Annotated in this window: 13 protein-coding genes; 8 read left to right on the forward strand and 5 right to left on the reverse strand. The window is 68.7% G+C overall.

What is annotated here, in order from left to right; all coding sequences use genetic code 11:
• The first annotated feature begins 1,943 nt into the window (after positions 1–1,943).
• The 4 genes from GPX89_RS16950 (at position 1,944) to GPX89_RS16965 (ending at position 7,774) form a co-directional block, all read left to right on the forward strand.
• Positions 1,944–3,467 carry a MinD/ParA family ATP-binding protein gene (locus tag GPX89_RS16950; RefSeq protein ID WP_407939420.1) on the forward strand — a complete coding sequence of 508 codons (1,524 nt, stop codon included), beginning with the start codon at positions 1,944–1,946 and terminating at the stop codon, positions 3,465–3,467.
• 196 nt (positions 3,468–3,663) lie between these two features.
• Positions 3,664–4,596, forward strand: coding sequence for a serine/threonine-protein kinase (locus GPX89_RS16955; RefSeq protein ID WP_268893316.1), 933 nt, complete (start codon positions 3,664–3,666; stop codon positions 4,594–4,596).
• A 179-nt stretch (positions 4,597–4,775) separates the two neighbouring features.
• Positions 4,776–5,954, forward strand: a complete 1,179-nt coding sequence (locus tag GPX89_RS16960; protein ID WP_157388523.1) for a DUF7373 family lipoprotein — start codon at positions 4,776–4,778, stop codon at positions 5,952–5,954.
• On the forward strand, positions 5,951–7,774 hold the full coding sequence (locus GPX89_RS16965) for a serine/threonine-protein kinase (RefSeq protein WP_157388524.1): 1,824 nt from the start codon (positions 5,951–5,953) through the stop codon (positions 7,772–7,774). The genes GPX89_RS16960 and GPX89_RS16965 overlap by 4 nt, the downstream gene beginning before the upstream one ends.
• 56 nt (positions 7,775–7,830) lie before the next feature.
• On the opposite strand, the gene GPX89_RS16970 is transcribed toward GPX89_RS16965, so the two are convergent.
• Positions 7,831–8,304, reverse strand: a complete 474-nt coding sequence (locus tag GPX89_RS16970) for a DUF4254 domain-containing protein (protein ID WP_157388525.1) — start codon at positions 8,302–8,304, stop codon at positions 7,831–7,833.
• Positions 8,305–8,518: 214 nt separating this feature from the next.
• Here GPX89_RS16970 and GPX89_RS16975 point away from each other — a divergent pair, with 214 nt between their 5' ends.
• Entirely contained in the window at positions 8,519–9,358 is an 840-nt protein-coding gene (locus tag GPX89_RS16975; RefSeq protein WP_157388526.1) for a GntR family transcriptional regulator, read from the forward strand.
• Positions 9,355–10,035 (forward strand): GNAT family N-acetyltransferase, encoded by a 681-nt coding sequence (locus GPX89_RS45475; protein WP_157388527.1) that lies wholly within the window; start codon positions 9,355–9,357, stop codon positions 10,033–10,035. The genes GPX89_RS16975 and GPX89_RS45475 overlap by 4 nt, the downstream gene beginning before the upstream one ends.
• Before the next feature lie 132 nt (positions 10,036–10,167).
• Here GPX89_RS45475 and eccCa read toward each other — a convergent pair whose 3' ends face one another.
• The 3 genes from eccCa to eccD form a co-directional block, all read right to left on the reverse strand.
• Entirely contained in the window at positions 10,168–14,190 is a 4,023-nt protein-coding gene (gene eccCa / locus GPX89_RS16985; protein WP_157388528.1) for a type VII secretion protein EccCa, read from the reverse strand.
• Positions 14,191–14,210: 20 nt separating this feature from the next.
• A complete protein-coding gene (gene mycP, locus GPX89_RS16990) occupies positions 14,211–15,545 on the reverse strand; it encodes a type VII secretion-associated serine protease mycosin (protein ID WP_235947467.1) in 1,335 nt (444 codons plus the stop codon).
• Positions 15,546–15,697: 152 nt separating this feature from the next.
• Entirely contained in the window at positions 15,698–17,116 is a 1,419-nt protein-coding gene (eccD, locus tag GPX89_RS16995; RefSeq protein ID WP_328601926.1) for a type VII secretion integral membrane protein EccD, read from the reverse strand.
• A gap of 210 nt (positions 17,117–17,326) precedes the next feature.
• Here eccD and eccA point away from each other — a divergent pair, with 210 nt between their 5' ends.
• Both eccA and eccE read left to right on the forward strand, forming a co-directional pair.
• On the forward strand, positions 17,327–19,162 hold the full coding sequence (gene eccA / locus GPX89_RS17000; RefSeq protein WP_157388531.1) for a type VII secretion AAA-ATPase EccA: 1,836 nt from the start codon (positions 17,327–17,329) through the stop codon (positions 19,160–19,162).
• 14 nt (positions 19,163–19,176) lie between these two features.
• Positions 19,177–21,588, forward strand: a complete 2,412-nt coding sequence (gene eccE, locus GPX89_RS17005; RefSeq protein WP_328601927.1) for a type VII secretion protein EccE — start codon at positions 19,177–19,179, stop codon at positions 21,586–21,588.
• Between the two features lie 23 nt (positions 21,589–21,611).
• Here the strand turns inward: eccE and GPX89_RS17010 are convergent, their stop codons facing one another.
• Positions 21,612–21,836 carry a hypothetical protein gene (locus GPX89_RS17010; protein WP_157388532.1) on the reverse strand — a complete coding sequence of 75 codons (225 nt, stop codon included), beginning with the start codon at positions 21,834–21,836 and terminating at the stop codon, positions 21,612–21,614.
• Positions 21,837–22,071 lie beyond the last annotated feature (235 nt).

The following is a 22,071-nucleotide window of genomic DNA, read 5'->3' on the forward strand; positions in this document are numbered from 1 at the left end:
CACTGGAGGCGGCACTGAGACATGCCACAGCCACTATGTAAGTCACCAGCCGCCTAGCTTACCGGTTTCCCCAGATGCGGCCAAATACGGGGTGCTGTGACATGGGCCCATCACGATCCTCGAAACCACACGCCGGGCACACCCGTGCGGGGGATCGCTAAACTACGCCCTGTCCAGCTAGATCGGTCGAGCACCCGGGGGTAGATGTGAGCGGCGAGAACGACGGCCTCCCCATGCTCCCGCCCTGGCTGTCGGAGAGTGACGTCAACGAGGGCGGTTACGAGGCTCCCGTCCAGAACCTGCCCCAGGACGAGGTCATCCCGCCCAAGAAGAAGGGTGGCCGCCGCGGTCTGTGGGGAAATCGCGAGTCCAACAAGAACGCCGCCCCCGAACCCGCCGCGCCGACTCCCAAGCCCACCGCGTCACGCACCCCGGAACCGAAGCGCGCCCCGGAGCCGAACCGGACACCCCCGCAGCCGCCCGCGACCCAGATGCCGGTCCGGGAGCCGGGCACCCATTTCAATCTCCCGCCCCGCGGCAACCAACCGACCGCATCTGCACCGCCCGCCCCGTCGCAGTCGAACGGGCAGCACTTCGCGCAGACCAATGGCCAGGCCCCGACGAACGGGCAGCCCGCGCATCCGGGCGGCCAGAACGGTCAGCCGCCGCAGGGTCGGCCCCAGATGCCCGTTCAGGGCCAGCCGCCGATGCAGGGCCCGCGCTTCGACGCACCGCCCGTCGGCGATCAGGTCTCGCAGCCGCCCGCCGCGCCGGAATCGCCTCGGCCGGGTCCGAATTCCGGTCCGGTCGGGCCGACGACCGGGCCGCAGTTGATCACGCCGCCGACGTCCGCGGCCGAGCAGTCCGCTCACTCGCGCCCGCAGCACAGCAAGTCCGGCTTCACGCCGCCGCCGATTCCGGAGTCGCCCCACCCGCGCCACGGTTCGCCCGCGGTGCCGCAGGTGGGCGCGTCGCTCGCCGGCACCCCGTCCCCGGTGGCCCCGGCCGACCCGACCACCCGGGTCCCGCTGCCGGACGCACCGGGTGAGTCCGGTTCAGCGGCAGTCGATCCGGCCCCGCGCACCAACCGGCCGACACTGCCGCCGTCGCCGAGCGAGGTCGAGTCCGGGGGTCCCGCCGCTGCCGATCCGGCCGCCGCGACGACCAAGATCTCGCAGCCGCCGCTGCCCCCGTCGCCCGCCGAGCTCGACTCGACCGGAGCCGACACCATCGCCCCCGCACCGGCCACCACCCGTTGGCCGATCCCGGATGCTCCCGAGAACGTCTCGGCCCCCGCCCCCTCGAACGAACCGCCCGCTCCGCACCACGCGACGGGTGAGACCCCGGCCCCCGACGCGACCACGCGCGCGCCCGAACCCGCGGTCGAACCCAACCCGGTGCCGAATACGACCGCCGCCGCCCACGGACTGCTCGACGCCCAATTGGCCGGCCTCGGCGGGGCACTCGCCGCGCGCAGCGCCGAATCCGAGAACGCCGCGGCCGCCGAGCCGATCGACGATTTCGATCAGGAGACGTCCTCGGGCCGCCACCGCGCCCTCGAGATCCCGCAGCCGCACGCGCCGAATCCGACCGCGCAGGCACCCAGCTCAGTTCCGCAAGCCCCCGCGCAGCCGACCCCGAGTCCGATCCCGCAACAGCCGGGCCCGACTCCGCAGGCCCCGACCGCGATTCCGCAAGGATCGGGTCCGATCCCGCAGGCACCCGGTCCGCAGGGTTCCGGCCCCGCCCCGCTCGTTCAGCAAGCGCCCGTCAGCGGTGGCCAGTGGTCACCCCCGGCTCCCCCCGTGCCGGGACCGGTGCCCCCGATGGGGACCAACCCCGCCCTCCCAACGGGAGCCGTTCCGCCACAGCCGAATCCGTGGCCGCAAGCGCCGGGACCGGAGAACCCCGACCCGGACGCGAATCCCTGGGCCAACGCGCCCATGTCCGAGGCGGCCGCCGCCGGTCTCACCGGACCGCACACCGCCGTCCCCCCGCAGGGGCAGGGCGCTCCGGGACAGCCGATCTGGGGTCCGGGCGCCCCCGGCCCCGCCTACGGCGGCGACGCGCCGAACCAGAACCATTGGGGCGCACCGAACCCGGCTCCGCCCTACCCGAACGGCCCGCTGGTTCCGGACAACGGAAGCATGCCGTGGCAGCAGGGCGCACCCGGGCAAATGCCCTGGGGCGCACCCGGTCCGCAGCCGACGTCCTCGGGTGCGCCCGGAACCGGCGAGCAGGAGCAGGGCCCGGGGCGCGTCCCCGATGGCCCCGCTACCTCAGCACCCCACTTCGTCCCGGCCCAGCAGCCGATGCCGCAGGGTGGCTATGGTCCCGGCGAGGCGGGCCAGGCACCGTGGAACGGGATGGGTTCGGAGCAGGCTGCGGGCTATTCCGGTGGGCCGGTGCAGAATCCGAACTTCATGCCCGGTCCGGGGCAGGCGGGCCCGGGGAACGGGCAGTACGGGCCCGGTGGGCCCGGGCAGCCGGGTTACGGCGCACCGGCGCAGGCGTGGGGCGCGAACGGTCCTGGCGGGCCCGCGCCTTCGCTGGATGATGTGCAGGTGCGGCGGGCCAAGAAGGCCGCCGGATCGGGTTGGCGTAAGGCCGTGCACCACATGTCGGGTGGCACGATCAATCCCGGGATGTCGGCGGAGGAGCGGCGGCTGCAGGAGTTGGTCGCCCGCATTCGGCAGCCCGTGCGCGGCGATTACCGGATCGCGGTGCTGTCGTTGAAGGGTGGCGTCGGCAAGACGACGACCACGATGGGCCTGGGGTCGATCTTCTCCTCGATTCGTGGTGACCGCGTGATCGCGGTGGACGCGAACCCGGACTTCGGCACCCTGTCCCAGCGTGTCCCGCTGCAGACCCGCTCCACGGTCCGGGATCTCTTGCTGGACGAGCACATTCAGCGCTACTCGGATGTGCGCCGCCACACCTCCCAGGGCAGCAGCCGGCTCGAGGTCCTGGCCAGCGAGCGCGATCCCGCCGCGTCGGAGGCGTTCAGCGAGGAGGAGTACCGCGCGGTCGCCCGCATCCTGCAGCGCTTCTACAACATCATCCTCACCGACTGCGGTACGGGCCTGATGCATTCGGCCATGGCCGGCGTGCTCGACCTGGCGCACTCGCTGGTGCTGATCTCGTCCTCGGCCATCGACGGCGCCCGCAGTGCCGCCGCCACCCTGGACTGGCTCTCCCTGCACGGCCACGACCACCTGGTCCGCAATGCCGTGGTGGTCATCAACCTGCCCCGCCCGGGCGCGCCGAATGTCGGAATCAACCAGCTGCGCGACTACTTCCTGTCCCGCTGCCGCGCGGTCCACATCATCCCTTACGACGCGCACCTGGGTGAGGGCGCCGAGATCGACCTGCACCGCTTGAGCAAGCCCACCAAGCGCGCCTACGTGGAGCTGGCAGCCACCGTCGCCGATGATTTCACCGCCGATCACCGGCGTTATCGAGGCTGACGGGGATCCGTTCGGGGACCGCGTGTTCCGCCGCCGAAAATGGCGGGACACGGCTCCGAACCGATGCTAGCTTGTGGCTCGATCACGCCGGTTGGGTTGGCGCGGTGCGGGTTCGGCCGGTTCGGCAGCAGCCGTCGGCCGGTGGGGAGGGAAGCATGGGGCGGGTGTTCCGGCGGTTCGGCGCGGCCGAGTGATGATGATTCGTCCGCTCGCGCAGGGTGATCCTCGAAGCCTCGGGTGTTATCGCGTCTTGGGCGTGCTCGGATCCGGCGGGATGGGCCGCGTCCTGCTCGGGCTCGGGCCGGACGGCCGGGCGGTGGCGATCAGGCAGATACGCGGGTCGCTGGGCGATGACGGGTATCGAGCCAGGCTGCGTCACGAGGCGACCGCGCGCATGCGGGTGTCCGGAACGTTCACCGCTCCCGTGATCGATTTCGATATCGACGCCCAAGATCCCTGGCTGGCCTCGATTTTCGTGGTGGGTATCCCGCTCGGCAAGGCGGTGGCCGAGGCCGGGCCACTGCCGGTGGCCGCGTTGGCGGCGCTGGCCTCGGCCTTGGCGGGGGCGTTGCGGGACATCCATGCCGCCGGGCTGGTGCACGGGAACCTCGAGCCCGCCAAGGTCATGCTCACCGCCCGGGGTGCCCGGGTGATCGATTCCGGTATCGCGTCGCTGTCGGCCGATCCGGCCGGGTCGACCGAGACCGGTACGGCGCTGGGTTCCGCGGCCTACCTGTCGCCGGAGCGGGCGTCGGGTGAGGCGGCCACCACCGCCGGCGATATCTTCTCGCTCGGATCGCTGCTCGCGATGGCGGCGACCGGGTCCAGTCCGTTCGCCGCGTCGTCACTGGCCTACACGCGGTTCCAGATCATGCACACCGAGCCGGATCTCGCGAAGGTTCCGCACGAGGCGCGAGAGCTGATCGCGGCCTGTCTGCGCAAGGATCCCGGATCGCGCCCGACGGCAGCCCAACTGCTGTATTCCCTGGGCGAGCTTCCGGGCGGGACCGCGCCGTGGCCCGCCCGATTGCACACGGGGTTGCGCGGCCAGGAGCGGCAGTTGGCACTGCTCACCGACCGGCGTACGAAAAACTCTGCGCCACAGCCGCCTCCACCGTGCATTCATTGATCCCACAAATATCGCAGCACAATTGACAGCGGTTTGTGGCGGAATGTTCAGTGCGCTCACCCGCACATGACATAGCACCGATGCGGTGCTAATTTGTGGCTCGATCGCGCCGCTCGGTTCGCGCGATGCGGGTGCGAATGTTCGTCGGCCCGCTGCTCGCCGGTGATGAGGGTTGACGCATGCGTGTGAGGTTCCGGCGATTGTCCGTGGCCGGGATGGGTGTCGCGTTGCTGGTCCTGATCACGGCGTGTGGGAGTGACGGGGCCGCACCGGATTACGGGCCGTACTCGATCGTTCCCGGGAACAACGACTTCGATCGGCAGCCGAGCTTGATAAGGGGGATATTCGCCGAGTCACTGCGGCTGGCCGATCACATCGCGTTCCCGACCGATGTCGATGCCGATCTGGCGACGGTATGGGAAGCCGGGGTGTCCGCGGACGAAAAAGGGCTGCACGAGTCCGCGCTGTCGGCGCCGCAACGGGCCGCCGCGCGACCATTCGGAGTGGTCGGTTCATTCGGTGTCGCGGCCGCGAATCGCGGCGAGGGCGTCACCGGTCCGCCGTTGAAGTATTTGCACATGTCACTCACGGCTTTCCGCGACGAGCGGTCCGCCGCCGCGGCGGCCGCGGAGATGGAGCGGGTCGATTTCGAGGTCAGCTCCGAGAACGCGCCGGTCGCGGTGGATGCATTCCCGGCCGCGCTGAGTCACTGGCGTCCGGGGGTGCCGTCGATGGGCAGTCTCCTGGCGTGGAAGAACGTCGTGATCCGCGTGTACGCCCAGTTGCCGGACCCGGATCTCGGGCGGCTGGTCGACATGGTGACCACCGCCTATCGCAAGCAGACGGCCCAGCTGTCGGGTTTCGACGCCGCCGCGGTGCCGGATGTCACCGGCGTCCCGCTCGATCCGGACGGCCTGCTGACCCGGCTGGTGCGCACCGGCGACACGATCGCCGACCCGAAGACCTTCGCCGCGTTCGGAATCCGTGCCTATTCGGCGCTGTCGGGCGATCCCGCGCGCACTCTCACGAACTATTCCGGCAAGGGGGTGACCGCGCTCGCGGTCTCCCACAACAAATCCCTCTATCGGATGCGGGACTCGAACGCCGCCACCTCGTACCGCGAGTGGCTGGCCGACGACCCGGAGAACTCGGAGTACACCTGGATGCGTAATGTCCGCGACCTCACCGGCGCTCGCTGTTCGGAGGCCACCCGCCCGGATCCGAAATCAGTGCAGGCGCGCAGGTATCGCTGTGTCGTGACGCGCGGCGAGTACGTGGCGGTGGTCTACAGCAATACCGAGACCGATATCCGGCAGCTCGCCGCCGCGCAGTACGCGATCATGGCGGGGGTGCGATGAAGGCGCTGCTGCCCGACGATCCGCGCTGGATCGGCCCGCACCACATGATCGCCGTGATCGGGCGCGGCGGGATGGGCCGGGTACTGCTGGGCCGGACGCCCACCGGAAAGCTGGTGGCGATCAAGCAGATTCACCGGTCCTTCACCGATGACCTGGAGTTTCGGGCCCGCTTCCAGCGCGAGCTGGAGACCGGCAAGCAGCTGACCGGTTCGTACGCCGGGGCGGTGCTGGACAGCGATCTGGATGCCGACCGGCCGTGGCTGGCCACCGAATACCTGCCGGCCCCGGATCTGGCGACGGTCGTGACGGCGTGCGGCCCGCTGCCGCTGCCGGGTCTGCGCCTGCTGGCGACGGGTCTGGCCACCGCGCTGCTCGAGGTGCACCGGGCGGTGCTGGTGCACCGGAATCTCATGCCCGGCAATGTCCTGCTGATGCCGGAGGGGCCGCGCATCATCGATTTCGGCATCGTCCGCCCGCGCGAGACCGACGGTCCGGGCGATTCCGCGGCGGCGGCGTTCCAGGCTCCGGAGCAGGCCGAGGGCCAGCCGGTGACCTCCGCCTCCGACATCTACGCCGTCGGCATGCTGCTGGCCCTCGCCGCCACCGGCGCTTTGTCCGATACGCCTGACCTGCAGGCGATCCCGCATTCGCTCCGCAAACTTGTGGAATCCTGCCTGGCGCCCGACCCCGCGCATCGCCCCTCGGCGCGGCAGCTGCTCGAGCAGGCGGAGCGGATTCCGGCGGAATCCGTGTGGCCGCAACAGGTTCTGGAGTTCATCGAGGCGCATCGGGTCGACGCCGAATGGTGGGCGTCGAGCGGTGAGCAGGAGACCCGCTACCGAGATCAGCTGGAGCGCTTGGCGGGTCGACGCCGGCGCACGATCGGCTTGGCCGCGGCGGGCATCGTCGGGGTGCTGGTGGTGGGCGGCGCGCTGGTCGGGTTCGGCCGGTCCGCGGCCACCGACGGCCACGCGTCGCCACGCAAGGACCCGGCCCTGGATCTGACGGCCGCGGAACTGCGGATGCTGGACATCTGCGCGGTCCTCGACAAGGCCGTGGCGGGCAAGCTGGGCACCCGCACGGGCGATCCGGCGACCACGCCCGAGGGCGGGTGCGCCACCACCGTGGTCGATTCCGGCCAGCGAAAGGTCCACTACACCTTCGATATTCCCGACCACGCCATCGGCGTCGACCAGCTGACCCCGACCGGCCGCACCGTCGCCTGGGCGCCGATCCTGAGCGCGGGCGCCGCCGACAACAAGTGCGACACCGCGGTGGTCACCCAGTCCGGAGACGCGGTCCCACTGCGCATGTCGGCCGAGCAGCTGGACCCCGCCGCCCAGCCCGGCACCGCGTGCGCGGTGGCCGAGCAGGCGTTGGTGGCCGTCGTCCAGCAGCTCACCGAATACGCCCCGCAACGGCAGCTGCCGGCGAATTCGGTGCTGCGCCTGGATCCGTGTGCAGTGCTGCAGGACAGCATGATTCGCGAAATCGCGGGCGAGCTCACCGACCATCAGCGCACCCCGCACGCCTGCACCACGGTCGGCCGCAGCGGCTGGGTGCGCGTGGACCTGGTCGAGGAGTCGCGCCCCGACCGCGGCGAGTGGACCTACGACACCCTGCAGGCCGGCGAGTTCACCGCCTACGTCATCGGCGCCCGTTCGGCCAATGACTGCGATCTCGCCTACCTGGTGCGCCCGACCGAAAAGGACAATGCCGAACAGCTGAAGCTGACGGTATCCGATCTTTCGAATTCACCGGACGCTTGCGGCAAAGCGGAAAAACTTCTCACGGACGCCATTCCGCACCTGCCGAAATGATCGAACAAATCGCGGTCCGGGCCGCCCTCGGGCCCGGACCGCGCAGGGGTTTCGAATTACCAGGCGGGGAGTCGGCGCCGGCCGGCGAGGACGTCGCGGACGAGATCGTCGTAGGCGTCCGACAATTCGGCTAAATGGTGCCAGGCTCCGTGCAGCATTTCGTCATTCGCGTCAAGGGTCATCAACGCGTGATGGGCGCGGACGGACGCCTCGGCGAGACGGTCGATGACCGATCCGACCGTTTCGGTGTGCAGGGTCGCGCCCAGCCGGTGCTGGGGAACCGAGCGCACGACCCAGTCGTCAATGGCCATGACCAATTCGATTCGGCGGCGCTTGTTTTCGATGATCGAGGTGGGTTCGGTCTCCGGGCCCACGCCGCCGCGCCCGACCACCCGTCGCTCGTGCAGCACCGCGAGGTCGTGAGCGAACCACAATAGGGGTCCGCCGATGACCCGGTGCCCGCGACAAGCGCGCAGGAGTAGGTCGGAGGTGGGCAATAGGCCCGCAGCCAGGGGCTGCGCGTCGACCATGTCCGCATACGAAGGGGACACGTCGGGCAATGCCACAACGACCGTGTTTGATGTCTCCGAACCTGCCACGTTGCCTCGCGTTCTTCGACGTATAACAACACCGCATTCAGGACGTTCATTACAATAAACCTCAGAATGCTGCTGTCAAGCCTTACACGGCAGTAGTGCTAGCGGAGTAGACTTCTGAGCCTTGAAGCAACAACCGAGGAGCGAGATGGCGGACGGTCCGAGATATCAACGGATCGCAGACCTCCTCCGCGAGGAGATCCGCGCCGGCAAGTGGGAACCGGGCGATCGACTACCGAGTCACAACGAGTTGGCCGAGCAGATGCAGGTCTCGATTACGACGGCCCGCAATGCGATTCAGCTCCTGGTGGCCGAAAACCTGGTCTACACAGCCACTTCCCGAGGCACCATTGTGCGCAGTCAGGAAGTGCTGGAATCGGTTGTGACCAACCATATTCGACCCGACAGACCGAAGGCCGCACACGACATCTTCTCCGAGATTGCGCGCGCCGCCGGCCGGGAGCCGTCCAAAGTGTTCAGCGCCAGAATGGAACCGGCCAGTTCGGAGGTCGCGCACTGGCTGGGGGTGGCGCGTGACGAGTGGGTGGTGTCCCGCACGATCATGCAGTACCTGGACAACGAGCCGTGGTCGTGGGAGGTCAGCTTCTACCCGCGAGATCTGGCCGAGGCCACCGGAATCGACGCACCGCACGACATTCCGGAGGGCACCACGCGAAGGCTCGCCGAGCGTGGCTTCGCCGAGACAGCGCATCGCGACACCGTCGTCGCACGGCCCGCCACCGCCGAGGAGGCGGCACTACTGGGAGTCGGTCCGGGGACGCTATTGCTCGATCATTTGCGTATCGGGGCCAACCACGAACGCATCACCCGAGTGACCCGGCATCGTTCCACTGCCGCCCGCAACCGGCTGGCATACGAATTGGGTGACGACGAAGGAACGGACATTATTCGTAAAACTCTGGGGGCGCCGTGTCCGCCCGGAAATTCCCATTCCTTCGGTAATTCCCTGCTACCCGGCGCACCATGATTCCGCACCTGCGCCCGGCCCGTATCGCCGATCTTGGGACCATCACCCGGTTCCGGCTGCAACGTACGAGCTGGCTGGCAGCGCGTGGCAGCGACCAGTGGACCCGGGCCGGTCGCGGTCTCCCCATCGAGACCTTCGTCCGGTCCGTGGCGCGCGCGGTCCGCGCCGACGAAACCTGGATAGCCGAGATCGACGGCGAACCCGCGGGCACCATCACCGTCAACGACCGCGCCGACGAAAACCTCTGGTCCCCCGGCGAACTCGCCGACGCCGTGATCATCCACTACATGATCGTCGACCTCCGCTTCGCCGGCCTCCGCGTCGGCGACTCCCTGCTGGCCCACGCCGCCCACCTGGCCCGCACCAAACACCGCGCCTGGGTCCGCCTCGACGCCTGGACCACCAACGACTCCCTCCACGCCTACTACCGCCGAGCCGGCTTCCACCTGGCACGCGTCGCCGGCCCGGAGGCCACCGGCCCCTCCCGAGCCCTCTTCGAACGCCCCACCGCCGCCTGGCCCCACACCCCCACCCACCCCACCCTCACCCTCGCCTCCGGCGAACCCACCCGCTTCACCCTCAACCCCACCCCCGCCACCACCTGGCCCCTCCCCCAACACCCCTTCCGCCGCACGCATCCGGGGATAGTCGCGGAGCCCGGCCCGGCGACAACCTGAGCCGAGGCGCGATCAATCCCTCCGAGCAACGTGATGACCGGCCGGGTCGAGCTGTCCGTTCGGGCGTGATACCGACAGGGCCCCGCCCCGACAGAGCGTCGGGGCGGGGCCCTGTGACCTCGAGAGCGTCGGTTACAGCGCTGGGAGGTCGGCGATTTGGATCATCTCGGCACCGCCGGAGCGGGTCCAGAGGACACCTCGGCCGGGCGGCAGACGCATCGGGCGGATATCGCCGATGAGTTTGCCCTCGTCGCGGGAACCGCTCATGAGCAGGGCCGGGACCGAGAGGTTCTTCATCGACCCGAGGACCTGGTCGTAGAGGGCTCGCGAGATGCCACCCATGTTGCGGGAGATGACGACGTGCAGACCGATGTCGCGGGCCTGCGGGAGCAGTTCCACCAACGCGCCCAAGGGGTTTCCGCCCGCGGTCACCATGTCGTAGTCGTCGACGACGACGTAGATCTCCGGGCCGGTCCACCAGTCGCGATCGCGCAGCTGCTGCGGGGTGATGTCCGAGCCGGGGATGCGCTTGGAGAGGTAGTTGACGACTTCCTTGACCATCCCGCCGCAGGTCTGCGACGACGTCGAATACCCGGCCAGCTGATCGCCTTCCAGCACACCGAGCAGGGTGCGGCGGTAGTCGATGAGGATGACGCGGGCGGTGTCGGCGGTGGAGTTCTCGGCGATGCCGCGAATGATGTTGCGCAGCACCGTGGTCTTACCGGACTCGACTTCGGAGAACACCATGAAGTGCGGGTCGGCGGCGAAGTCCAGGACGATCGGCTGCAGCTCGGACTCGCCGATGCCGACGACCACCTTGGTGCGGCTCTGCGTGATGCCGTGGCGGTGAGCCAGTTCCAGGATCTGGTCACGGGGCACGCTGCCGGGCAGTGTGCGGACCTCGGGCGCGCGGCGCTCGCCCCACAGGGCCTGCATGTCGGTGCGCGCGGCGGCCACACCCTCGGCGAGGTTCTGGGCGTTGGTGTCGGAGTCCAGGCGCGGCATGGCGATGAGCATGTGCAGCTGGTCCGCCGTGAGACCGCGGCCGGGCCGGTTGAGCGGCACGTTGACCGCGACGCGGCGGCCCATCTCCGAGTCCGAGGGGTCACCCAGGCGCAACTCGATGCGGGTACCGATCATGTCCTTCACCGACGCGCGGATCTCGCCCCATCGGTTGGCGCCGAGAATCACGTGGATGCCGTACGAAAGGCCCTGGGCGGCAAGCTGTCCGACCTGTTGTTCCAGGCTGTCGAATTCATCGCGGACGACCTGCCAGTTGTCGATGACGAGGAACACGTCACCGAACCGGTCGGCCATCACCGGGTCACCGGTCTGGCCCGCGGCCAGCGCCGCGTGCTTGCGCCGCCGGAACTCGGCCATGGATTCGATGCCCTGCGCGGCGAAGCGCTCCTCGCGCTCACGCAGCAGGGTGGTGAGCTCGGCGACGGTGCGCCGCACCTTGTCGGAGTCGAGCTTTCCCGCGACCGAGCCGACATGCGGCAGGCCGACCAGACCGGCCATGGAACCACCACCGAAGTCGAGGCAGTAGAACTGCACCTGTTCGGGGGTGTGCGTGGCCGCCGACGCCATGATGATGGTGCGCAGCGTGGTGGATTTACCGGACTGCGGGCCGCCGACCACGGCGACATTGCCCTGCGCACCGGCGAGATTGATGGTGAGCACGTCGCGCCGCTGCTCGTACGGCTTGTCGATGATGCCGATCGGCATCCACAGCTGCCCGTGCCGGTTGACCGGCGAACGCCAGTCCGGATCCGGCAGCAGCATGTCCACCGTCGGCGACTCGTCCAGCGGGGGCAGCCAGACCTCGTGGGCCGGGCGGCCGTGACCGGTCAGGCGCTTCACGACCGTCTGCAGCAGGCTGTCGGGCAGGCCCTCGTCGCCGGACGGTGGCGGAGGAGGCAGGAGGTCCAGCGGGTCGAGCGGGTTCTCCGGTTCGGGCGCCTCCAGGATTTCGACCATGCCGGCGGTGAATTCACGCGGCGGCGCATCGACCACGGTGGTGCCGTCGGCGGCCTGCCTGGCGGTGCGGGGCGCGACATAGGGGCCGGAGACGTAGGTCGCGTTGAACCGCAACGGATCCGACGCATCACTCTTGAGATATCCGGATCCGGGGATACCGGGCAGATGGTAGGCGTCGGTGATACCGAGCACCGCACGAGATTCGTTGGCGGAGAATGTACGCAGGCCGATTCGATACGACAGATGCGAATCGAGGCCGCGCATCTTGTTCTCCTCCAACCGCTGCGAAGCGAGCAGCAGGTGGACGTGCAGCGATCGGCCCAGTCGGCCGATCATGACGAACAGATCCGCGAAATCCGGTTTCTGCGAGAGCAATTCGGAGAACTCGTCGATGACCACGAACAGGGCGGGCAGCGGGTCCAGCGGCACACCGGCCGCACGGGCCTTCTCGTACTCGTTGACGTTGGCGAAATTGCCCGCCGAACGCAGCAATTCCTGCCGCCGGTTCATCTCACCGGCCAGCGCGTCGCGCATACGGTCGACGAGGGAGAGTTCCTCTTCGAGGTTGGTGATGACGGCCGCCACGTGCGGCAGCGGATCCATACCGAGGAAGGTCGCACCACCCTTGAAGTCGACCAGGATCAGATTGAGCTGATCCGGCGAATGCGTGGTGACCATCGAAAGAATCAGCGTGCGAAGGAATTCCGACTTACCGGAACCGGTCGCACCGATGCACAGGCCGTGCGGGCCCATGCCGTTCTCGGCGGATTCCTTGATGTCGATCTCGACGGGGGTGCCGTCCGGAGTGATGCCGATCGGCACACGTAGTCGTTCTCGCCCGGCACGCGGACGCCACACCTTGGCCGGATCGATCTGCGCCGCGTCCGGAATCTTGAGCAGGCTCATCAGGCCCGGGTCCGCGGCCGAGGTGTTGTCCCCGAGGCTCACGATCTGCGCCGCGGTGGCGATGCGGAAGCGAGCCAGGCTGCGCGAGAACGCTTCCGCCTCGGCGAGGGTCACGCTGTCGGCATCGGCGAACTTCTCGCTGCCCGCGGCGCTCTTGGCGAACACCTCTCCCCCGGCGGCCACGAGCTGCAATCCGCGTCGGGTGGCCAGGCTGTTCTCGGCCGAGCTCACATCGATCACGGTGACGGCGTCCAGACCCGATTCGCTGATCAAACGCTCACTGCCGCTGACGTATCCGTCGTCGATGATGATGACCAGGTGCAGACGCCCCTGGGTCGGCTGCGGGTTGCGCATGAACCGCCCGCGCTCGAGCAGATCGTCGGCCAGCGCCGTCTCCAGCTCGCCGAGCGAGCCGTAGATCATGCGGGCCGCGCCCATCCCGTCGCGTTGGCTCGAATGCTGTACGTGCGGCAGCCATTTCGCCCACGACCAGGCCTCGCAGTCGGGTTCAGCGGTGACGATGGCGACGCCGACGTGGTCGGGTCCGTGGAACGCGGTGAGCTCCATGAGCATCGACCACGCCAGTCCGCGCACGTCCTCGGTCGGTCCCTCGATATTGATGGCGGGGAAGGCACGCAACGACACCGCGGTCGGCAGGTGGTGCACCACGGAATGCGTTCGCACGAAACGGCGCAACGCCACGGTGGAGACCGGTTCCAGGTCCTCGAGCGGACCGGTTTCCGGGCGGGCCAGTTTGGCCGCGAGTCGGTGGGTGCCGATGCCGACGCGCACGTGCCCGAAGTCGGGATCGTTGGGCCGCCGCTCCCACATGCGCCGAGAGCCGACGATGGAGGGCAGATCCGCGGGTTCCGGGTGGCTCCAGATCAGCGTCTCGAGCTGCTTCTGCCCGGTGCGGCGGACGTCGCGGCGGGTCTGGTCGAGGTAGCGGAAGTAGTCCTTGCGTTCCTCGTTCAGCTCGCCGGAGCTCTTGGCGCTGCCGCGCGAGCCCATGAGCATGCCGGCCATCGACATGATCATCATCATCGGCATCATCATCATGTACGGGTTGGACAGGATCGACCGGCCCATCAAGCTCATCATGGCGAGCATGCCGATCATGGCGACCACCATGACGACCGGCATCAGCTTGCTCATCAGCGGCGCGGGCACCGGACGCGGGATCTCCGGCGGGGCGGTCAGCGCCATCTCACCGCCCGGCGCGCGGGGTGGCGCGATCCGGGGCCGACGCACGAAACCTTCGGTAGCCATGGGTGTTTCTCCGGTCGTTGTCAGTCGAGGTCGGGCAGCTCGTCGTCGCGTCGGCGGCGCCGGAACGGAATCGATATGGCGAGACCGATTCCCAGCGCGGACAGGCAGACGATGGTGCCGACGGTGGCGACCAGCCGCGGGAGACGCGGTGGGCCGGCGGGCTTCTGGGGTGTGGGGAAGGCTTGCGGCTGATCGGAGCCGACGTGGTTGGGCAGCACGGGGTTGTCCGAGTTGAGGACATCGTCCGGGAAGTGAGCGGTGAGCGCGGCGACCGGATCGATGAGGCCCGCGCCGACGCGATCGTCGCGTCCGGTGCCCGGCTGGTGCGCGGTCAGAATGATCTGGTTCATGACCTGTCGTGCGGACCAGTTCGGGTACTTGGCCTTGATCAGCGCCGCCAGACCCGACACGTAGGGGGCAGCGAAACTGGTTCCCTGAATGCCTACATAGACCTTGTTCTGCTCGTCGTAGCCGGAGGTGTTGACGATCGCACCCGTCTTGGGGTCGAACCCGAGAACGTCCTGCCCGATCGCGGAGACACCGACCCACGGCCCGTAGACGGTCTTCGAAGACGGACTGCCGTCCTTGGTGATCCAGCCGACCGTCAGCACGTACTTGCTGAACCACGCCGGACTCACGATGGTGTTCAGCGAATTCCAACTGGCACTCGGATTGGACTGCGCGGTGTTCTGGGTTCCACAGCCATTGCTCGAGTCCAGGTTGCCCGCGGCCGCGACCACCACCACGCCCTGCTCGTAGGCGAAACGCACTGCGGCTCCGAGCGCCTCGTCGCCGGTCGCGGAACCCGCCGTTGTGCATGCGGCGGCGGAAATGTTGATGACGGTGGCCTTCATCTGGACGGCGCGCACGACGGCCGCCGCAAGGGTCGCGCTCAGGCCGTAGCCCTGCTGACTCATGCTGCCCGGAGGCTTGTCGCCGCTCTGCTCTTTGGCCTGATAGTGCTCGCTGAGCTGGCGGATGGACAGGATCTGCGCATCCGGCGCGACTCCCACCAACCCGTCGTCCGGGCTGGGCTTGGCGGCGATGATTCCCGCGACCACGGTTCCGTGCCCGTCACAGTCCTCGGTGCCGTCACTGCCGGAGACATAGTCGCCGCCGGGCTGTACATCGATCCGAGGATTGCGGGCCACGCCCGTATCGATGACCGCGATCGTCTGGCCCGCACCACGATTCCCGAAACCAGGATTGGCCTGCCAAGCCGCGGGCAGATCGAGCACCTTCTGCGAGACCGGCTCGTCCTTCGGGACACCGCCCGGACGGAGATAGAACTGCGTGCCGCACTCGACCTTCAGCTCGGTGGTCGTCAGCGGTGCGGGTTTACCGGCCTGCCCCATAGTGTCGCCGGGAACGGAATCCGCTGGCGACGGTGGAGTGACCGCGACCGTCGCCATCGGCCGGGCCCCCGCCGACGCCTGCGGTCCCAGCAGGGCGCCGCCGAGAACCGCAGCCGCACACAGTGTTCGCGCCCAGTTTCCAGGACGCCGTCTCATATGTTCCGAGCCGTCGAGTAGACGTCCATCATCCACAGCACCAGCGGGACGATCGACACGATCAAGCCGTATTCGAAGATTTCGTTGAAGCGCCGGGTGACCGGTGTGACCTCGACATGCGGGCCGATGACACCGAAACCGATGGCTCCCACCGCGAATACCAGCAGCAGTCCTGCCGAGAGGAGCAGCATGCCGTTGTCGGACAGGGCCAGCAACACCGCGAGTCCGACGAAAGTGACACAGCCGCTGACGATCAGCGTGGCGGCCTGAGTGAGATCGGCGAACGAGCGTCCGCGCAAGCACAGAATGATCGAGATGACGACCGCCAGCGTGATGCCCTGCCAGCGGGCCGAGCCCAGCGGATCGGCCGAGCCGAGCGCTCCGGCGACGGCACCGATCGCACTGCCCATGACAATGCCGGTCTGGAACTGGTTGGCCGTGCGGGCCCGCTGGCCGAGACCGTGCGCGGACGGCAGCACGGTCGCACCGATCGCACCGATGCCCTCGATAGTGGGCCGGGGTTCATGGTCGGCCGGGTCGATGGCCGCACCGGCGGTGGGCACCGGCGGCACGGGTAGTCGGGCCAGCATGGCGGCCAGGCGCGGGACCATCGACAGCACGATGATCGACGCCACCAGAACGCCCGCCGCGACTTTGGGCACTCCGGCGTCCCAGATCATGCGAACGGCCGCGCCGACGCCCGCCAGCAGCACCACGGTGACGACCGTGGACACCACCGCCGCTCCGGCGCCGATGATGCGGTAGCCGACCACGGCCAGCAGCAGGGTCGCGGCCGCGCCGAGCATCAGGTGCGGGCTGCCCACCGTGCCGGGCACGGCCAGGGCCGCACCGCCGAAGGTGAGCAGCAGCATGCACAGCGTCAGGACGGTGGCGGTCAGCTCATCCGCGTACTTGCGCATTGCGATCGCACCGGCGACCAGCGCTGCTATGGCCCCGACCAGCAGCAGCGGTGGTGCGACGAACTTGTCTCCCGCCGACCGCGAGATCAGGCCCAGCACAACGGCGAAGGCCACCGCGGCCACACCAGCGACCAGTCCGGTCCACCGTGCCGCACTTGGCGACCAGTTGCGGAACTCCTCGGCCGTGAGCCTCGACACAGCGTCGATGACGTCGTCGAACAGCGCTGGCGCCTCCTTGGCGGAAACCGCCCGCAGCACCAGCAATTCGCCGTCGTAGATCTCGGCGTCATTGAGGGTCTGGCTGGGCGCGATCATGTCGCGTCCCAGTTTGGCCAGTGTCCAATGCTGCGACTGGAGCGGTGTTCCCCCTTCCTCGCCGATCGGATCCGGATTACGGGATTCGATGAGACGCACCAGATCGCCGATGAACGCGGCGATCGGCACGTTGGCCGGCAGACCGACGTCGAGCTGGGTATTCCCCCCGATGACGGACACTCGGCACAATTCGGGTTCAGCCGCCCGCGGGCCGCCGATCGACTGTGCTGTCACTTGCTGAACTGCTCCCCTATAGCTCTCAACAGTTGCCCGCCCAGGGCGGTTAACCATAATGTATCCGACTGTCCGCAGCTGTGCGATTCGCGCGGTGTGGGTGGGGATTGTGAACGAAAGACCAACCAGGTTCGACGAATTCGGGGTTCGACAAGGATGATCGACACTCGCCAGGCACAACGCGCCTTCGATGCGGGAGTGCTGTCACTGGGGTTGAGCATCGAGGGACAGGAATCCAACCGCGACCTGGACTACGCCAAACTCGCCTTCCAGCGCGCCACCGAGTGGGACCCGTCGATGGCCGATGCATGGCTCGGCCGGGCCGCCGCCGGTGAGGTCACCAAGGATGTTCTGAGCAACCTCTACAAGTGCAGCACCATCTCGCTGGGACGGGAACAGCGCCGGTTGGGGCTGGCGCCGCGGCAGCTTGCTGGACGTTTTCTGCCGGGGCTCTACATCGATTACCCGCTGGCCGGTTTCACCGAGATCCACCTGGCGTGGGCTGCGCACCTGATCGCCGAGAAGTCCTACGACGAGGCCGAGCAGGTGCTCGACGAACTCGAAAAGCACCGGCGGGCGCGGGCTTCGGAGCCGGACTTCGAGATCGACGGACGCATCGCCAAGTACGTGCGCGGCATCCTGCACTACAACACCCAGCGCTGGCCCGACGTGATGACCGTGCTGAACGGCTCCGAGGGCTGGGAGGATCCGTATCTCGCCGCCGGCGCGCATGTGATGGTCGGCACATCGTGTGCGCAGCTCGGTCTGTTCGGTGAGGCGATCCGCCGGATGGAGGCCGCCGAGGCAGGCCCGATTCCGGCGGCCCGTACCGCGGCCATGTTCTGCCGCGGCCTGTGCCTGCGTGAGAACGGCGCGGCCGACGAGGCGCAGGCGCTGTTCGAGAAGGTGTATTCGCAGGCACCGGATTTCGAAGCCAATGCCGCGGCCATGCGCGACCGCACCTACCGGATCACCCTCACCACCAAGGAGGTGATCGAGGCCCGCACCTCGCGGTGGGACCCGGCCTCGGCGCCGTCATTGGAGGAGAAGCGGGCCGCCGAGCACGAGGACCGCGCGAAGGAGATCCTGGCCCAGGCGCGCGCCGAGCTGGATAAGCAGATCGGCCTGAACGCGGTGAAGACGCAGGTAGCCAAGCTGCAGTCGAGCGCACAACTGGCGAAGATCCGTGCGGAGAAGGGGCTTTCGAGCTCCGCGCGCGGCCAACACCTGGCGTTCACCGGCCCGCCCGGAACCGGTAAGACCACCATCGCGCGCGTGGTCGCCAAAATCTATTGCGGCCTGGGCATTCTCAAGACCGACAAGGTGGTCGAGACCAAGCGCTCCGACTTCGTCGGCCAGCACCTGGGTTCTACCGCCATCAAGACCGATGCGCTGATCGATACCGCCATGGACGGCGTGCTGTTCATCGACGAGGCGTACACGCTGATCCAGCAGGGCCTCTCGGGCGGTGACGCGTTCGGTCGCGAGGCCGTCGACACCCTGCTGGCCCGCATGGAGAACGACCGCGACCGCCTGGTGGTGATCATCGCCGGGTACGACGGTGAGATCGACCGCTTCCTGGCCGCCAACGACGGTCTGGCCTCCCGCTTCGCCAAGCGACTCCAATTCCCGTCCTACACCGCCGAAGAGCTGGGCCGGATCGGTGAAGTCGTTGCCTCCAAGCGCGACTCGGAGCTGTCCGAGGACGCGCTGGCGGCGCTGGTCGCGACGTGCACGAAGCTCTACGACATGGAGAGCACCGACCAGAGCGGGCAACCGCGCCGCGGTGTCGATGTGGCCGGCAACGGCCGCTTCATCCGCAACTTGATCGAAGCCGCCGAGGAAGAACGCGAATTCCGGCTGGCCAATGACGAATCCATCGATCTGAGCGCCATCGACGAGTCGGTGCTCATGCGGATCGAGGGACCCGACATGAAGGCCGCGCTGAGCAGTTTGCTCGCCTCGCTCGGTCTAGCGTCGGCCGCCGACTGAGGGGCATCTGAACTGTGAACGATTTTCCGCGGGGAGCGGGCGGCTATCAGCCGGGCGGAAATGGTGGGAATCCACACGGCGGGGACGGGGGCCGTCCCGAAGGCGGACGGCACAGTCGCCCGCCCAGCGGTCCGCCGCAGGGCGGTCCGGGCGGTTTCGGCCCCGGTGGCCCCGCACCGACGCCGGGCGGAAATCCCGGTGGCCGTGGCAATTTCCCGCCCGATGGTCGAGGCCACGGACAGCCCGGCAATTTCCCGCCGAACGGCCCGGGTAACGTCCCGCCGAACGGTCCGGGTCGGTACGGGCCGAACGGCCCTGGCAACTTCCGGCCGAACGGGCCGGGCGAACCGGGTGGTTTCGGGCCGAACGGTCCTGGCGGTCGGCGGCAACCCGAACCGGGCGACCACGGACGTGGCGATTTCGGGGGCGGGTTCGACAGATTCGCGCAGGGCGGCAACGGTTCCGGCCGCCTGGGCGACCACGGACAAGGTGGGCCCGACGCCTACCGACCGGGCGGAACGCAAGGCTACGGTCAGGGCGGGTCGGAGGCATACGAGCGAGGCGGATCGAGCGTCGCCGCGCCGCCGCGTCCCGCGCCGCCGGCACTGGAGCGGGAACTCGCTCCGGAACCGCGGCCGTCCCGGCCACGCACCGCTCCCGAGTCCGCGGAGCGATCCGCTGGTTCGAACGATCCCGTCGCCGCCGCGGACGAGCTGCGGTCCGACGAGCTGTGGCTGCTGCGGAATCTGCCGCTGCGGCTGGTGATTCCGGTCGCGTTGATCGGGGTCACGGCCTCGCTGGTCGCGGTCGCGCTGCACACGCCGTGGTGGGCGGCGCTGGTGGCCGGGCTGGTGCCCGCGCTCATCGGGCTGGCCCCCGTGGGCGGGACGGCGATCGGGCTGCGGGTTGGTCGTTGGGTGGGGTATCGCTGGAAGCGCGCGCGGCAGAAGAGTTTCGATGAGAACGCTCTGGTCGACGTGCCGATGCCCGATGGCGGCAGCTGCGGATTGCGCTGGGACGGCACGCTGCTGACCACCATGCTGCGCATCGACGCGCCGCCGGACACCTTGACTCTGCTGCGCCGGGGTTCGCTGAGCACCGATCAGCTGTTGCCGCTCAACGAGATCGCGGCCTGCCTCCGGCAATACGATGTCGAGCTGCACTCGGTCGACGTCATCAGTACTGGCACCCGTACCGCCAGCACCGAAGCGGTGATCTCCGGCTACGCGGCCAGCATCGCGCCCCTGGGTCGGCTCTACGACGAGATCCTGGGCCCGCTGCCCGCTATCGCGCACCGCACCATGTGGCTGGTGCTGCGGTTGAACCCGCTCGACAACGCCAAGGCGGTCGACAATCGCGGCGGCGGCCCCGAGGGCGCGCTGCGCTCGGCGCTGGTCGCCACCCGTCGCGTAGCCAATCGCCTGGCCGGACACGGGATTACGGCGTCGGTACTCACCACCTCGGAAATGACGACCGCGATCCGCGAACTGACCCGCGGTACTCCGGTCGGTGAATTCACCGAGCACCCGGACAATCTGGAGCACGACGGGGTTTACCTGACGAGCTTCCAGATCGATCCGCAGCTGTTCAATTCCGATGGCCTGGCCAAGATCTGGGCGGTCCGCAGCCTCGCCACCACGGTGACGGTTCGTCTGCAGCCGGTCCCCGAGCCGAACGCGAAACCTGGCCAGCCCGCGAGCATCATCGAAGTGGACGCGCGTGTCCGCTACGACACGCCTTATGAGCATGGCGAGCCACCGGTCGCGGGGCTGAAGGAGCTTCCGCGCCGCCAGATGTGGGCACTGATGGACATCCTGGCCTACGGCACCCAGGAGATCCGCCCCAGCGGCTACCGTGGTCCGGTCGGTGTCCTCACCGACATCGCCATGCCGACCGCCGGCTGCGGCCAGCTCATCGGCGCGGACGCTTCGGGCAGCGGCATCGCGGTGCCGCTGATCGGTGACGGCTCCCGCCGCATCGACATCATCGCCAGTCTCGCCCTGGCCCAACAGGTCATCCTGCGCGCCATCGCCCTCGGCGCCGGCGCGGTGGTTCACACCGCACGCCCCGGAGCCTGGCAGGCCATGGTCGCGAATGTCGCGGCCCCCCAAGCCCTCTCGCTGGCATCCTCCATCCACCACAGCTCCCGGGGCACCGTGGTCACCGGCCGCCTCGCTTCCCCGGCCGCCACCGTCATCGTCTTCGACGGCGTCCCGGCCAGCGCTCCCCCGGGCTCGGCCACGGTGGTCACGATCCACGAAACCGTTCCCGCCGACTACCATCCCGACGCCGACGTGACGATCGTCCAGCACCCGGACGCCCCGCGCACCATCACCGTGCACACGCCCGCGACCATGACGACCGCGCAGATGGTGACCACACCGCAGGAACAGCAGTACCTGACCGGGGCCACCGCCCGGCGTTGATCGCTCCGGGCGCGAGCACCGGCCTACGCGAACCGTTTTCCTTTTGTCATCAGTGCGACTCGGCCGCGGGGGCTGATCCGCCAGCGCCCGCGCGGGCTGCTGGCCAGGATCAGTCCACGGGATTCGAGCCCGGCGAGGGCGTTTCGGGTTCGCCAGCCGGTCAGCCTCGAGGTGCGACGGACCTGCGCCGCCGTCAGTGTGTTGTCGGGGTGAAGCGCGGCCAGTACGGCCACCTCGGCGGGATTCATGACAGGTCACCTCCGGACTCGTGTTCGATGCCTTCCGATTTCGAGGCCGGGCGGATGCGGAACCTCGAGAAACCCACCCCCGGCGAGCGGAAGCCGAAAGGAGCCAGAGCTTCCCGAGTGGTTGTCTGAGTAGAAGCCCCACGCGGACCAGCAGATGACGGCGGCGCAGAGGCCCAGAATCGACAGCAGCGCCCAGGTGTCCCAATGCATTACGACATCCCTCCGAATGCGTATA

It is taken from the genome of Nocardia terrae, from assembly GCF_009760405.1.
Lineage (GTDB): Bacteria > Actinomycetota > Actinomycetes > Mycobacteriales > Mycobacteriaceae > Nocardia > Nocardia terrae.